Annotated in this window: 13 protein-coding genes and 1 riboswitch; of the genes, 7 read left to right on the top strand and 6 right to left on the bottom strand. The window is 37.7% G+C overall.

Features of this window, described 5'->3' with window-relative positions; all coding sequences use genetic code 11:
• Positions 1–65: 65 nt before the first annotated feature.
• The 4 genes from NSA47_RS04460 to srtB all read left to right on the top strand — a co-directional run bounded on the left by NSA47_RS04460 (position 66) and on the right by srtB (position 4,449).
• Positions 66–644 carry a hypothetical protein gene (locus NSA47_RS04460; RefSeq protein WP_257529713.1) on the top strand — a complete coding sequence of 193 codons (579 nt, stop codon included), beginning with the start codon at positions 66–68 and terminating at the stop codon, positions 642–644.
• Positions 645–701: 57 nt separating this feature from the next.
• The gene (gene recD2 / locus NSA47_RS04455; protein WP_257529712.1) at positions 702–2,945 is read left to right on the top strand and encodes an SF1B family DNA helicase RecD2; all 2,244 of its coding nucleotides are present in this window, start codon (positions 702–704) and stop codon (positions 2,943–2,945) included.
• A gap of 12 nt (positions 2,946–2,957) precedes the next feature.
• Positions 2,958–3,695, top strand: coding sequence for a ComF family protein (locus NSA47_RS04450; RefSeq protein ID WP_257529711.1), 738 nt, complete (start codon positions 2,958–2,960; stop codon positions 3,693–3,695).
• A gap of 67 nt (positions 3,696–3,762) precedes the next feature.
• On the top strand, positions 3,763–4,449 hold the full coding sequence (gene srtB / locus NSA47_RS04445) for a class B sortase (protein WP_257529710.1): 687 nt from the start codon (positions 3,763–3,765) through the stop codon (positions 4,447–4,449).
• A gap of 47 nt (positions 4,450–4,496) precedes the next feature.
• Here srtB and NSA47_RS04440 read toward each other — a convergent pair whose 3' ends face one another.
• From NSA47_RS04440 to NSA47_RS04415, 6 genes are all read right to left on the bottom strand, one after another.
• Positions 4,497–4,640: a hypothetical protein gene (locus NSA47_RS04440; protein ID WP_257529709.1), complete on the bottom strand. Its 144-nt coding sequence runs from the start codon at positions 4,638–4,640 to the stop codon at positions 4,497–4,499.
• Positions 4,624–5,346 (bottom strand): ECF transporter S component, encoded by a 723-nt coding sequence (locus tag NSA47_RS04435; RefSeq protein WP_257529708.1) that lies wholly within the window; start codon positions 5,344–5,346, stop codon positions 4,624–4,626. Before NSA47_RS04435 ends, NSA47_RS04440 begins: the two co-directional genes overlap by 17 nt.
• The gene (locus NSA47_RS04430) at positions 5,316–7,001 is read right to left on the bottom strand and encodes an ABC transporter ATP-binding protein (RefSeq protein ID WP_257529707.1); all 1,686 of its coding nucleotides are present in this window, start codon (positions 6,999–7,001) and stop codon (positions 5,316–5,318) included. Before NSA47_RS04430 ends, NSA47_RS04435 begins: the two co-directional genes overlap by 31 nt.
• Positions 6,974–7,858, bottom strand: a complete 885-nt coding sequence (locus NSA47_RS04425; protein ID WP_257529706.1) for an energy-coupling factor transporter transmembrane component T — start codon at positions 7,856–7,858, stop codon at positions 6,974–6,976. Before NSA47_RS04425 ends, NSA47_RS04430 begins: the two co-directional genes overlap by 28 nt.
• Before the next feature lie 43 nt (positions 7,859–7,901).
• Positions 7,902–8,762 (bottom strand): DUF4430 domain-containing protein, encoded by an 861-nt coding sequence (locus tag NSA47_RS04420; protein ID WP_257529705.1) that lies wholly within the window; start codon positions 8,760–8,762, stop codon positions 7,902–7,904.
• A 66-nt stretch (positions 8,763–8,828) separates the two neighbouring features.
• The gene (locus NSA47_RS04415; protein ID WP_257529704.1) at positions 8,829–10,763 is read right to left on the bottom strand and encodes a prenyltransferase/squalene oxidase repeat-containing protein; all 1,935 of its coding nucleotides are present in this window, start codon (positions 10,761–10,763) and stop codon (positions 8,829–8,831) included.
• A 212-nt stretch (positions 10,764–10,975) separates the two neighbouring features.
• Positions 10,976–11,154: riboswitch (cobalamin riboswitch) on the bottom strand.
• Positions 11,155–11,859: 705 nt separating this feature from the next.
• On the opposite strand from NSA47_RS04415, the gene hpf reads away from it, so the two are divergent.
• The 3 genes from hpf (at position 11,860) to NSA47_RS04400 (ending at position 14,252) form a co-directional block, all read left to right on the top strand.
• Positions 11,860–12,390 (top strand): ribosome hibernation-promoting factor, HPF/YfiA family, encoded by a 531-nt coding sequence (gene hpf / locus NSA47_RS04410; protein ID WP_257529703.1) that lies wholly within the window; start codon positions 11,860–11,862, stop codon positions 12,388–12,390.
• Positions 12,374–12,514, top strand: coding sequence for a hypothetical protein (locus tag NSA47_RS04405; RefSeq protein WP_257529702.1), 141 nt, complete (start codon positions 12,374–12,376; stop codon positions 12,512–12,514). Before hpf ends, NSA47_RS04405 begins: the two co-directional genes overlap by 17 nt.
• A 166-nt stretch (positions 12,515–12,680) precedes the next feature.
• A complete protein-coding gene (locus NSA47_RS04400) occupies positions 12,681–14,252 on the top strand; it encodes a sigma-54 interaction domain-containing protein (protein ID WP_257529701.1) in 1,572 nt (523 codons plus the stop codon).
• Positions 14,253–14,450 lie beyond the last annotated feature (198 nt).

Here is a 14,450-nt window from a genome sequence, read left to right as displayed (position 1 = left end):
CTACCTAACTTGACTAGAACATATGTTCGTGATAAGATGAAAATAAAAAGTCTAGGGGAGATATTATGCAGGAAACAATAATAGAGGAAAGGGAAGAAATGGGGAGTAAGGAAATCCTATATGCCATCCCTGTATATAAAGATGGTCGGGGAGATATCACCAAGATTTTATTTCAGGGTGGAAGGAAGAGATATAGATCCATTCATATTAGAACCTTTATTAAAAAAGTAGCCTATGAAAACTATATAGATATTTTTTCACTAAAAAAAATCCTTCAAGAACAATTAGGCCAAAAAAACATCTTACCCTATCCCATACATTCAGAATTAATTTTCATTCCCATGAAGGTAAGAAGACCAAGATTAAAAAAGGATGGAGCCTATGGTTATATTAATTTTATTTGGATAAAATCCATTGAAAAGCGGGGGGAATATTCTAGAATTTACTTTAGAGATGGATGCTATTTAGACGTATTACAACATATCCAAAGCATTAACAGAAAAATGATGCAAGGCACTTGGCTGAGGGATTGTTTTCTGCCTAGATTTACTTATCCTACGGGGGCAAATAAAGAGGAAAGTGTATGTAGGGAGGAATTACAGCAGATTATAGGAAAGCTTGTGAAGGTATATAAGGAATTGTAAATAATTAGAAGGTAATGATATAATCAAAGGATAACCAAAGGTTTGGGGGAATTCGGATTGAGCGGCTTAGAAAGAATAACAGGACAGATTGTTTCGATTATTTATTATAATGAACATAATGGCTATACCGTTGCGGATATGGATTGGGAAGAACAATTGGTAACTGTGGTTGGATTTTTCCCTGAACTACAGGAGGGAGAACAAGTAAGTCTTTCAGGGAAATGGGTTACTCATCCTGAATACGGGATGCAATTTAAAGCAGAATCCTTTCATGTGGAAATTCCATCCTCAGAAGAATCCATCGAAAAATACCTAGCTTCAGGGGTGATTAAGGGCATTGGGCCGGTTACTGCCAAAAGGATGGTACGGCACTTCGGAAAGGATACCTTAGACATCATTCAATTTCATCCCTATCGTTTGACAGAGGTGGAAGGGATTGGAGAAAAGAAAGCCGAACAAATTATTCTATCCTATGAAGAACAACAGGGCCTACGGGAAGTCATGTTGTTTTTACAAAATTATGGAGTAACCCCCCGCTATGCAGTGAAACTTTATAAAAAGTACGGAGAAAAAACCATCGCTACATTGAAAGAAAATCCCTATAAAATGGCGGAAGATGTTATCGGGATTGGTTTTAAGATAGCCGACCAAGTAGCGATGAATATGGGAATAGACCCTAGATCCAACTATCGTATTACAGCTGGGGTGAAATATGCCCTATACCAAGTCCATAATAATGGACATATCTATTATCCTGAAGAGCAACTTATTGCCAATGCAGCTAAATTATTAGAAGTCCCCAGAGAAGAGGTGCAAAACTATTTAGTGGATATGGTAATGAAGGGACATATTAAACTAGAAATGATAGATGAGGAAAGGGTCTACTATTCCATAGCTTTTTATCGTGCCGAAGAGGAGGTTGCTTGGAGAATAGTCGCTCTCTCCATGACAGAATCAGAGGAAAATATTATAGATTTACAGGATAAAATCAATGGGGTAGAAAAGAAAAATAATATTCTATTAGCGGCAAGACAAAGACAGGCCATAGAGGAGTCTATGGATAAAGGGGTATTGGTGATTACGGGAGGCCCGGGTACAGGCAAGACCACCATAATTAATAGTATTTTAGATATTCTCGAAGAAATGGATGAAGAGGTGCTGCTGGCAGCCCCAACGGGTAGGGCAGCCAAAAGAATGGCAGAGGCCACAGGACGAGAAGCCAAAACCATCCATAGGTTATTGGAATATGGCTTTGCTAAGGAAGAGGAAAATCAATATTTTCAGAAAAATGAAGAGGCACCCCTAGAAGCCGACGTCGTGATTATCGATGAGGTTTCCATGGTAGATATTTTATTGATGAATCATTTACTTAAAGCCATTCAGCCGGGCACCCGGCTTATTCTAGTAGGGGACGTAGATCAGCTGCCTTCGGTGGGACCAGGCAATGTATTGAAGGATATTATTGAAAGTGGTGTAGTAAAGGTGGTCCAATTAAATGAAATCTTTCGTCAGGCCCAGGAAAGTATGATTGTGGTCAACGCCCACCACATCAACAAGGGAGAACTCCCCCTACTCAATGTAAAGAACAAGGATTTCTTTTTTCATCGTATTCATACAAAGGAAGAGGTATTAAGTACCCTTGTGGATCTATGTAGTACACGCTTACCTAAATACAAAGGATTCGACCCCCTACAGGACATTCAGGTACTAAGTCCTATGAAAAAAGGTATATTGGGGGTACATCAACTAAACCAAAGCCTTCAAGAAAAACTAAATTCACCCCATAAAAACAAGAAACAAAAGCAAATGGGGGAAGTTATCTTTCGAGAAGGGGATAAGGTCATGCAGATCAAAAACAACTATAATATTCGTTGGGAAAACATTGCCGATGGGGAGGAACTTAAAGGAGAAGGGGTTTTTAATGGAGACTTTGGGATAATAGAATCCATTGATTTAGAGGAGGGAAAACTAAGGGTAATATTCGATGAAGAAAAACTAGTGGAATATGAGTTTAACCAACTTGACGAATTAGAGCTGGCCTATGCCGTTACTGTGCACAAAAGCCAAGGAAGTGAGTTTTCTGTGGTGGTTATGCCCATGAGTTGGGGTCCTCCTATGTTATTGACTAGAAATCTTCTCTACACTGCTGTTACCCGAGCCAAGTCCTTGGTGGTCTTGGTAGGACTGGAAAAATATCTTTTAGATATGATTAAAAATAATCACATCAATAAACGCTATACCGGTCTAAGTCAACGTATCCGAGATAAGTTGAATTTTCTATTGAATGAACAGGAATTGTAAAGGGGGAAGACCATGGCCACTTTCCGCTATTTAAAAAATATTTTCCTTGAAACCATTTTCCCAAGGGATGGATATTGTCTTTTTTGTCATAAGCTTTTGCTGTTTGAAAGGGGGCCCTTTTGCTATCCCTGTGTGGAGAAAATTCCTTGGATAGGAGAAAAAAGATGCGTCAAATGCGGTAAGGAAGAGGGAAATGCAGATACCGGTCTTTGCCACGATTGCACCTTTTATGAGCAGGACTTTAAGCAAGGCATATCCTTATTCACCTATATTTTTGGGGGAAAGAAGATTATTCAGGAAATTAAATATGAGGGAAATATCAAGTTGGCAAGATGGGTAGGACGGGAAATGGCCAAACAGATAGGGACTATGCCTTGGCAGGATAATATTGATTTTATTATCCCCGTTCCCCTACATCCCAACCGATTAAAGGAAAGAGGGTTCAATCAAGCAGAAGAACTGGCCCGAGGGATAATATCCATAGTAGATATCAAGTTATTGAAAAATGGGTTAATGAGAACAAAGGATACCCCTCATCAAACCGACTTGACCAAGTGGGAGCGGCAGAAAAATATTGCAGGAGTTTTTAAAGTCAGTGATGAGCAATTATTAAAGGGGAAAACCTTATTGCTCATAGATGATGTTTATACTACGGGAGCAACCATTAATGCCTGTGCAAAAGTGCTAAAGACAGCAGGAGCAGGAGAAGTTTATTTTGCTACAGCTGCAGGAGGAAGGCAGATAGAATAGGAAACAGAAAAATATATAGAGAAAAGCAGGATTTTGGTGAAAGGCTTCATGAAAAGGAGAAGGAAGAGTGAGAAAGAGTTTATTGATTCTATCTATAGCAGGTTTATTATTTTCTTCTGGAATGATAATCAATTATTTTTATAAAAGCTTTCAAAACAAACAAACTGCCCAAGAATTATCTCAAATTTATCATACTCCAGGAAAAGGGGAAGAAGGCTTTAAAAAACTCCAAGGGGAAAATCAAAATATTATAGGTTGGATAGAGATTGAAGGGACGAAAATAGATTATCCAATAGTCCAGGGAGAGGATAATGATTTTTATTTAACCCATGATGTTGAAGGGAAAAAGTCTATTCACGGTTCCATTTTCATGGACTATAGAAATGATTTTTCCAAGGATCAAAATCTTATTGTCTATGGCCATCATATGAAGGATGGAACTATGTTTGAAAATTTGGTCCAGTATAAAAACAAGGATTTTTTTGATGAAAATAGAGAGTTTGATATAAATCTTCTAGGAGAAAAATCTACTTATGAAATTTTCGCAATTTCTGTCCTCAGCGGAAATGAAGATTACCTGAAAACCTCCTTTTCCTCAAAGGAAGAGTTTTTAGCTCATATACAAAAATTAAAAGACAATGCAAAATTTTATAGGGATATTGCTTTTGCAGGAGAGGAAGAAATCATTACCCTATCTACCTGTAGTTATGAATTTAAAGAGGCTAGAACTGTAGTACATGCACGAAAAAAATAAGCAAAGGGATTGCTTCTCCATGATTTATAGAAGGGCAATCCCTTGTTTTATTGAATGGAAAGAAGGAGTTGTAGGGGAATCTCCCCTGCCGCATTAGGAGGGTGGTGGAGAATAGCATTTTTGCCATCGTCGAAGGGAAAGGGTTCCCTAGCGGAAGCAGCTTTGCTACTATTTTTATTCCATAAGTCCATATTTGGTTTTCATCCTTTGTAACTTTTCTCCTAGGGGCCTGGAAAAAAGAAGGAGAAAAAACACATTAGAGAGGGCATAAATCACCATAAAGGGGAGGGCAGAGGCAATGGCGAAGATATATTTGTCCCAGGAAAATAAACCATCTATGGAGAGAACAAACCAAATATCCATTAAAAGAGAATAGAGTATGCCAGAGAATATGCCATAAAGACTTAAAATAATTTTATTTTGCATAATATTAAACTTTCCTAAAATCCCTGCTATAAACCCCATAAGTCCCCAGGAAAGCATTTGAAAAGGAGTCCAGGGACCTTGACCAAAAAACATGTTAGAAGCTATAGCCGATATGGCTCCAGTCAAAAAGCCTGTTTCTGGGCCCAAAGCTATTCCCGTAATGGCAGTGATGGCTGTAACAGGCTTAAATCCTGGTAGGACTGCAAAAATTAATCGCCCTGTAACGGAAATAGCTGACATCACAGCAATGACCATGACTTCTCGAGCCCTAGGTTTTCTCCTTTCAAATTGGAGAAAAAAAGGCACGCAGGCAAAAAAGGCAATGATAATCGAGATAAGATTATATTTTCTATCATTAAAAAGTTTGACGCCCAGGAGAATCACAATGGGTATACCCAATAGAAGGATTATCCAAGAGAGTAGCTGATATTTTTTTTTATTTAGATGACTTTTCTTTGATTGGACTTGCATGAATGAATCACATCCTCACAGGTAATGACATGGGGGAAGATATGTCTGGCCATTCGATTGGCTGCAGTGGTATAAAAATGGTTTTCTCGAAAGAAGGTAAAAACATCCTCTTGGGAGACGATATCCCCATCAAAGACCATAGCACAGCGATCAGAATATTGGGCAGAAAATTCAATATCGTGGCTCACCATAATAATGGTCACCCCCTGGGATTTTAATTGAAATAAAATCTCTGCAAATTCTCTTTTATAATAGGCGTCTATCCCTTTGGTAGGTTCATCCAAAAGGAGAATTTGAGGTTCTAATAATAATATTTTAGCTAAGGCTACCTTTTGTTGTTCTCCTCCGCTTAAATCATAGGGGTGTTTGGAAAGGAGTTCTTCAATGCCTAATTGTCGAATAATCTTTTGGGTTTTTTCCTGGGCCTCTATTTTAGAGTACTTCATTGCTTTGGTCATTTCTTTAAATTCTCTTTCTACAGAATTTTCCACAAAGATATTCTGAGGGTTTTGTGGCAGCATGGCCAAATTCCTATGATATAATTTTTTTTCTCCATATTTTTTTATATTTTTCCCCTTTAGGAGAACCTTTCCCCGATAGGGGTGATATAGACCGGATAAAAGACCGAGCACAGTGGTTTTGCCCACCCCATTTCCCCCTAAGATACTCAAAATTTCTCCCTGATAAGCCTTCAAGGAAAGGTTTTCCAATACATCAGGAAGATCTTTTTTGTACCTAAACCATACTTCTTTTAACTCTAGGACAACCTCTTTAGAAGAGTCCTTTTGTTTTTGGATCTCTATAGGAGCCGGGACAGGGGAAAAATTCTTAGAGAGCCAATCCCTACCTTGACGAAGGGTTAGGGGACAGGAATCTGAGCCATGGAGACCATTATACACTCTTATGGGGGTGGGAAGAGCCCAAAGCATAGGATGATGAGGGTTTTGAGAACTTTTTAAAATATCTCCCACTTTTTCGGGTTTGTCATAACCTATTAACTTTCCCTTATCTAGAAGGGCTACCCTGTCCGCATGGGAAAAAACCTCTTCTAATTGATGCTCCACCAAAAGAATGGTGAGGGATAATTCTTTATTGATTTTCACTAAAGTATTTATAAATTCTGAGGCCGCAATGGGATCTAGCTGGGAGGTGGGCTCGTCTAAGATCAAAACCTTAGGGTTCATCACCATGATAGAGGCTAGGTTTAATAATTGTTTCTGGCCTCCAGATAAATCGGCGGTGCTTTTTCTATACCAATTTTGAATGCCGAAAAAACTTGCCATTTCAGCTACCCTTCGGCGAATTATAGAGGAGGGTAGACCCAAGTTTTCCAAGCCAAAGGCTAATTCATGCCATACTTTATCTGTGACAATTTGATGATCAGGATTTTGCATGACAAATCCAATGTCAGAAGCCAAGGTTCTTTCATCTATCTCTTGGATATTTATCCCTTGATAAAAGAGTTCTCCTGTTTTTTCTCCATGGGGAGCGAGATCTTTTTTTAGATGCTTTAATAAAGTACTTTTGCCACAACCAGTGCTACCGCATAAAACAATGAATTCCCCCTCTTCTATAGAAAGGGAAATATCATCTAAGGTTTTCTTTGCCTGAAGGGGATAAGAAAAACTTAAATTTTGGATATGGATAAACGCCATGTCATTTCCTCCTTACTTTCAACCACTACAGGTAATATCATGAGTACAAAATAACAAAAATAGAAAAATAGGGCGAGGGGAGAAAACTCTAAGGGAGAGACATAGGGATAATAGAGAAAAGAAGAACAACCTAAGGTTTCTCCTAAAATAATGAGGCCTCCCAAGAGAAGGGTGATTCCTAAGAAAAGACCGTCTCTTTTGGAAAATCGAAATAGGGAATAGGAAGAACGGGGTTTTAAACCATATCCCCTAGCCTTCATAGAGTCCGCCGTATCTATAGCATTTTCTAAAGCCCAGGTAATTAAGATGGACAGGATACGCATACCACTTTTCCCCCGTTTTAAGATACTTCCTGAAGTGATATACATCCCTAAGGTTTTTTGAGAGTTAGTGATGAGCTGTATCTGGTGTTTAAACTTAGGGACCAATCGTAAAGTCATGGATAAAACAAGGGCCATAGAGGGGAGGAAGGGGCCAAAGAGACAAATAAACTTATCCGATGTCATGAACTCATGATAACAGCCAAACCAAAAAAGCACTGTCAGGATCATGGTCGCCATACCCAGGCCATAAAGGATGGCTTCTAGAGTGATGGGATTATGATTCATATAAAACAATGGAGTAACCCCTTTATGATTAAAGAGAGGATTACTAAGGGCAATGAGGAGAAAAACAGGGATGGAAAAGAATATGCTTTTTTTAAGGGCAGATATCCCCTTTAAACTTCCTAAAAAGAGGATAGAAGAAAAAAGAGATATGCCTAGATAAACAGGGTGCATATAAAACATAGAGAATAAAATCACTAGAGTAAAATAGGAAAATAACACAATGGGATGATAAGATGCAAAAGCGCTCATTTTTTCCCCTCCTTTTTAGAAATGAATTTTTTTACCAATCTTCTCATAAATCCCTTCCTAAATCACAGGTATAATTCCATTGAATATGGTCACCATTTTTTACCTTTTTGACACTGGCCCCTATATTAGGATAACTGCCATTGACATTGTACATCCATCCACTTAAGTCTCCACAGCTAAATTCATAGATATTATTGATTCCTTGGATATAGACACTACCATATTGGTTTTTGTCTGCCCCTTGATATTCCATATGAATTCTAGATTTACGAGTGGCCTTAACCAAAATATCAAAGACACTTTCTCCCTCCTTTAAAGGAAATTTGGTTTTCTTTAGAATCACCCCATTAGAAGGAACAAACTTTTCGCTCTTTAAAGCAGGATCTAATTTATCATAGTTTTTCAATATAGTATCTACCCGAATCTCTAGAGTGACATATTGCGGAGAGTCTTCTTTGGGAGGAGTAGAAGGCTTAGATGTATTTTTGTTGGGTGAAGTTGGTTTTGGGGTTGAAGTATTGGTATTTTTATTGTCGGTTGTATCTCCATTTCCTTTAGAAGAAGAGGGAGTTGTTGAAGAATTCTTTGTGGAATTTGATGTTTTACTTTTTTCAGATATTGATTTTACTGGTGCTGTTTTCTTATCTGAAGAAGCTTCTGTTTTGGAAGCCTTGTCCTTAGAAGATTCATCCTGGGTTTTAGAGGAAGGTTTATCCTCCTTCTGGGCAGAAGAAGTATCCTTTTCTATACTATTGGAGGAATCTTTCGATGTATCTGAAAGATTTTCTTGGCTTACAGCATCCTCAGCTTTGTGATACTCCTCTACAGATTGGATTTTACAACCCGTAAAGAGGGAAAAAAGAAGAAATACAATAAGAGTAAAAATAAAGAGTTTGTTTTTCATGGCTACCCTCCTATAATTGCTCCTAAGGCAAGTTACCCTTGCCCTAGGAGATTTAAAACATAAAAATTAGTGACGATCTTGGGACAGAGCATTTTTTTTCTGAAAGACCAAGTAGGAAGTGGTTCCTAAGGATGAAATGAATAACAATAGGGGAAGGAATAGATATTGATCCCCAGTTTTTGGATTATTTCCTTTGGTATTGCCTTGGTTATTGTCTGAACCAGCCAAAATAGGGCTTTTGTTTTCTGACTCTTCTATCTCACCCTTATCTTGAGGTTTTGGATTTTCAGGGGAAGGATTTTTCCCTTCGGTTTTAGGAATTTCTGTATCCTCTTGATCTTCCTGATCTTTCTTTTCTTCTTCTTTGGCCTTTTGCTCTTCTAATTCATCTATTTTATTTTTAGCATCTAATACTTCGGCATAATGTTGTACATACTCTCGATCCTCAGGGGATAAAGACTCATAGTCTTTCATAATGGCTAAGATAGCTTCTTTATGTTCCAGGGTAATGTCCTCTATATCTCCAGGAAGATTCCAGATGGCCTCTTCAATGGATTGAATAAGGTTTTCAGTTTTGACTATTTTTTCCCGGGAAGCCAGTAAAATATCTTTATTAGTAACTTGATTCTGATAGTATTCAGGGAGTTGTAGATATCGATTATAAGCTCCCATTACCTGTACCTTGTCCTTTAAAGAAAGACTAGATAGAGAGGGGAAGGCATTGATTTGGGCGATTAATTCTTCCACATCTTTTTCTCCTACAGAGGGCAAATACATTTCTTTTCCTATCCTATTCCAAGTGGACTCTCCACTTTGTAAATCTACTAGGGCTACCAGAGCTTGTTTGGTGGACATACCAATAGCTCCATCAGACTGTTTACTCCATTTAAAGGATCCATCTTCTTTTTGAAATGCCAATAGAGCATCTAATGCGGTATTTCCATTTTTAATCCATGGGCTTTGAGGGCTAAGTAGATCTTCGCCCACAGCGACAAGGCCTTGGATTACACAGGCTTGGGAATTTGCGTTTTCTCCTGCTCCCCATCCACCTGTGTCAGGAAAGCTACCATTGTCATCTTGGATACTATGTAGATAAGCTAAAGCTTTATCTATAGATGCATTTACCCTTGGATAATCACGATATTGTGATAAAACTATTAAAGCCCAACCAACATAATCAGGCTTGCTAAAAGGTGAAAAAGTACCATCTGATTTTTGCTGGGATAACAAACTATTTAAGGCTTTTTCTTTATTTTCTTGGTTCCACATTCCTACATCAGCGCCTAATTTTTCTCCGGCATCTAGGAGTAACATGGCAAAGATATGCTTGCCTGGGGTAGAGAAGAGTCCACTATCATTCTGCTGGGTGGATAGTTCGGCAAATAAATTTCTGCCCCATATTGTAGAAGGGTCTTTACCAAGAGCCAATAAACTATATCCATAATAAATATAATCATTACTCGTAGTATTTGCTTTTAAATCAGGATCTGTAGATACCCATGCCTGCTCTGGCCAAGGGGTGTTATTTAAATTTTCTCCAGCACCCCATAGGCCAACATAAGTTTCCCACGCTCCACTAGGAGATTGGGGAGGATTGGCTTTATAATAGTCTACTGTCTTTTTTAATGCTTCTTCTAAAGAGGGAGTAGATGGCTCTTCATTGTCTTCTGTGGAATTTTCTGAGAACAAGGAAACCGTTTCCTGCTCCTTTATAGCCTTTACCTCACTAGTTTCTTCTAGGCTTTTTTCTTCATCTATAGGTGATGGGGTGCTTTCTTCTTCTTTAATTTCCATTTCCTCTATGGGAGTAGAAGTAAGAGGTTCTTCAGTTTCTTCTAAGTTCTCTTCTTCTAAGCCCTCCATAGGAGTTTCATTCTCTTCTATTATTTCCCCTGTGCCCTCTGAAGCAAAGACAAAACTGGGGGCTAGGATGGAGATCATCATCATTAAAACAACTAACAAAGAAATACTTTTTTTCAACCAAGATTTGCAAAGTTTCATTTTTTTCCTCCTAAATTTTATAGTCATTCAGAACTTTAAGTTGTACTGGGCCATCCTCCTTTCCATAGATAGGTGGCTATTTCTTGTAGGGGAAGAAAAAAGGCTCTTTTTCCCACAGGGAAAAAGAGCCTTTTAAAAAGAAAAAGACCAATAGCAAAGATTGGTCTCAGAGACAAAATATGTAAAAGTACCCAATCCTTCCCTCCGAAGGAATAGCATGAATATTTGAGGCAGGTCTCCTGACTTGCAGCTTTTATCCTATATCCCTTCCCGGTTTTCAGTGGTATGATATAGGCATAACTACTCACAGTAGCGGGGGCTGTAAGGGTTTTTCACCCTTTTCCCTTTTCATTCATTCTTTAAAATGAACACCTTAAATATTGTTATTCAATTATTGTTTTCATCTTACCATAGAATATAGGAGAATACTAGTCCATTTATATGAGAAAAAAATTTGAAAAAAGAATAAATAAAGTTTATAATAGGATAGACATATGTATCTAGGTCTGTGGTTGAAAGTCGATGCCAGTCGCAGGCGAAACGATCCACGTAAGGTAATCAAAATGAATTACTGATCATGGTGCGGCTTAGAAGTAAGACCAGCCAGTAATAAAACTGAGAGAAGAATGGTGAGGGTAACCCCCAAGCTAACCTTCCAGCTGGCGAGTGTGGGGGAAAAAACCAGGTCAGCTAAATACATATGTAAGCAAGAGCGTGTAAGGGTACACGCTTTTTTCTTGCAAAAAATGTAGAAAAAGGGAGAGGGACTATCCACCTTTTTAACATCTTTTCCACAGAATAAACACCCTATTCCCAACTTATCAACAGGGTTATCCACTTTATCCACAGATAAAATGTCCACAACTATGGAGTTATCCACGTTATTCACATAACAACTTGGCAGAAAATTGTCGATATTTGTATAAGTTTATTTAAAAAGTTTTTCATCCCATGATTGATAGGCTTTTCCCTGGGTATAATAAAGGATATACAAGCAGTATTTACAGACTCTAAATTTGTACAAGATCATAAAGGAATTTAGAGGAAGAAGATAGAATACTATTGTATAGAAAGGCATTGAAAGGAGTTGTTGAAGATGCGTATGACAATTAGTGGAAAAAACATGGTCGTTACAGAGGGGATCAGAGAGGTGCTAGAAAGGAAACTCAAAAAGTTAAACAAATATTTTGATCCTTCTACCGAGGTAATTGCTACCTTTAGCGTCGAAAAAAACAGACATATTTTAGAAATCACTATTCCTATCAATGGTGCAATCATAAGGGCAGAGGAATCAACTGATGATATGTACTCAACGATTGACAATGTAACAGAGAAATTAGAAAGACAAATTAGAAAACATAGAACAAAAATAGAAAAAAAGACAAAAAGTGGTACTTTTAAATTTGATCCAACAGAGTTTATCTCCGAAAAGGAAAAGGAAAGTAAACCTGAAATTGTAAGAACCAAAAGATTTGCCATGAAACCAATGCCCGTAGAAGAAGCTATTCTTCAAATGGAATTATTAGGACATAACTTCTTTGTATTCTCTAACGGAGAAACCGATGACATTAATGTGATATATAAAAGAAAAGATGGAAACTACGGATTAATTGAACCTACTTTTTAAGGAAATCAATAGAGAACCTAACAATAAATCCTTGGATATTGACTTTATCCAAGGATTTATTATTAGGATAAAGAAAAAGTCTAGCCTAGCTTCTGTGAATTCCATCTTAGAAGCAACACGATGATACTTTCCATAGGATAAAACAATCGGTTTCAAGTTATACAGCAAGTTATACAGCAAGTTATACAGCAAGTTATACAGTTTGTATTCAAAATCCTATCCTTTTGTTATAATAAAAAGAAGACAAATAGTAGTACTCAATATTATATTTCAGCGGGGGAATGTTAAAGATGGATCAATTAAAAGATATGCTTCTAGGTTCTCTTCCTATTATTGCTAGGGTCACCACTGGATATGCAGCCCTTACCTATAAAAATGGTGAAAGAATAATGACCATAGATTCTCAAGGAAATGAGAAGCATAATCTTAGAGGAGTTTTTTATGAACTAGCCAAAAAGTCCGCAGAGAAGCAAAAAGCGGTATACGGAATGTCTCAATTGGAAGATGGAGCAGAGACCTGGTGCATTCCTATAGGAGATTATGTTTTGTGTTGCAGTAATGTAGAACGGGTGAACTACAGGAATTCTCTTAAAAAGTCTATTATAGATACTCTGCCCTTTATCGCCAGAGTGGCGGGGGGAGAAGCTGTGGTATTTGATTTTGAAGGAAAGAGGTTAGCCTCAGTCAATGCCAATGGAGAAGTAAATGATAAATTCATTGGCACCATAAGTAAAGATGCCAATGAAGCCATGAGTAAACAAAAACCAATTATTGGAGAATCCAATTATATTGATGGGGCAAGTGCCGTGCGAATACCCCTAGGAGAAAGCTTTGGTTTTGGGTTTAACAATGAAAACCATGTAGAAAAAAGCCATAGCCTGATGAACGAAATGAAAAAATATCAGGATGCAAAATATAATTTTTCGGATATTATCGGGAAATCTAGAGAAATCCAAAGAGCAAAGGAAATTGCTCATATTGCCACCCAATCCAATTCAAATGTATTGATTCTAGGAGAAACGGGCACAGGCAAGGAAGTCTTTGCTCAATCCATTCATAATGCCAGCAACAGAGGAAATAAACCCTTTGTGGCGATTAACTGTGCAGCAATTCCTGAAAATCTTATGGAAAGTAGTTTCTTTGGCTATGCAGATGGAGCCTTTACGGGAGCGAAAAAGGGGGGAACCCAGGGAGTTTTTGAACAAGCCAATGGGGGAACTCTATTTTTAGATGAAATTAGCGAAATGCATCTTGACCTTCAATCGAAAATTCTAAGGGTACTCCAAGAGAGAAAGGTAAGAAGGATAGGAAGTCAAAACGAGATTGACCTAGATATCCGGGTAATCTCTGCTTCCAATAAGGACCTAGATAAAATGGTTAAAGAAGGAATATTTAGACAGGATTTATACTACCGCCTCAATGTGTTGGACATCCCCCTGCCTTCTCTAAGATATATTCGAGAAGATATCCCCTTGCTTGTTAGAAACGGGATAAAAAGAATGAATATCACCTTTGGAAAATTTGTGGAGGATATAGAAGAGGATGCCCTTCATATTCTAGTGAATTACAGTTGGCCTGGAAATGTGAGAGAACTTATGAATTGTATTGAAAAATCCTTCAACCTTATTGGCAATGAAAGAGTGATTAGAGTAGAGCATTTACCAAGAAATATAAAGGCGAGTTTTAATATCAAGGATGTGGAGGAAAATGGACTGGAAGAAATGTTGCAAGAATATGAAAGAGAGATCATCGAAAATGCTCTTAAACTAAATGATGGAATAAAATCTAAAACTGCTGAGTATCTGAGAATAAGTACCACTACTTTGTGGAGAAAAATGAATAAATTGAATATTCCAGGATAATTTCAATAAATTTCTTAGGGCAGCCATTGCATATAAATTTGTTGGAAAAAGAATAAAAAGGCATTCTTAATTGTACCGACCCCCAAAAGTTAGACCAAAAATCTAACGATTGGAGGTCGGTATTTTTATGGCTGTATACAGTTATGAGTTTAAAAAGAAAGTTGTAGATGCATATTTACGTGGCGAAGGAGGTTATAC

This window comes from Irregularibacter muris, from assembly GCF_024622505.1.
Lineage (GTDB): Bacteria > Bacillota > Clostridia > Eubacteriales > Garciellaceae > Irregularibacter > Irregularibacter muris.
This window is presented reverse-complemented; position numbering and strand designations above follow the sequence as displayed.

Bases quoted from the DNA above. Each gene is read 5' to 3' on its own strand.
- NSA47_RS04430 (WP_257529707.1), bottom strand. From the start codon at position 7,001: ATGGCGTTTATCCATATCCAAAATTTAAGTTTTTCTTATCCCCTTCAG.
- NSA47_RS04420 (WP_257529705.1), bottom strand. From the start codon at position 8,762: ATGAAAAACAAACTCTTTATTTTTACTCTTATTGTATTTCTTCTTTTT.
- NSA47_RS04435 (WP_257529708.1), bottom strand. From the start codon at position 5,346: ATGCAAGTCCAATCAAAGAAAAGTCATCTAAATAAAAAAAAATATCAG.
- NSA47_RS04460 (WP_257529713.1), top strand. From the start codon at position 66: ATGCAGGAAACAATAATAGAGGAAAGGGAAGAAATGGGGAGTAAGGAA.
- NSA47_RS04415 (WP_257529704.1), bottom strand. From the start codon at position 10,763: ATGAAACTTTGCAAATCTTGGTTGAAAAAAAGTATTTCTTTGTTAGTT.
- NSA47_RS04450 (WP_257529711.1), top strand. From the start codon at position 2,958: ATGGCCACTTTCCGCTATTTAAAAAATATTTTCCTTGAAACCATTTTC.
- hpf (WP_257529703.1), top strand. From the start codon at position 11,860: ATGCGTATGACAATTAGTGGAAAAAACATGGTCGTTACAGAGGGGATC.
- NSA47_RS04425 (WP_257529706.1), bottom strand. From the start codon at position 7,858: ATGAGCGCTTTTGCATCTTATCATCCCATTGTGTTATTTTCCTATTTT.
- NSA47_RS04440 (WP_257529709.1), bottom strand. From the start codon at position 4,640: ATGGACTTATGGAATAAAAATAGTAGCAAAGCTGCTTCCGCTAGGGAA.
- NSA47_RS04400 (WP_257529701.1), top strand. From the start codon at position 12,681: ATGGATCAATTAAAAGATATGCTTCTAGGTTCTCTTCCTATTATTGCT.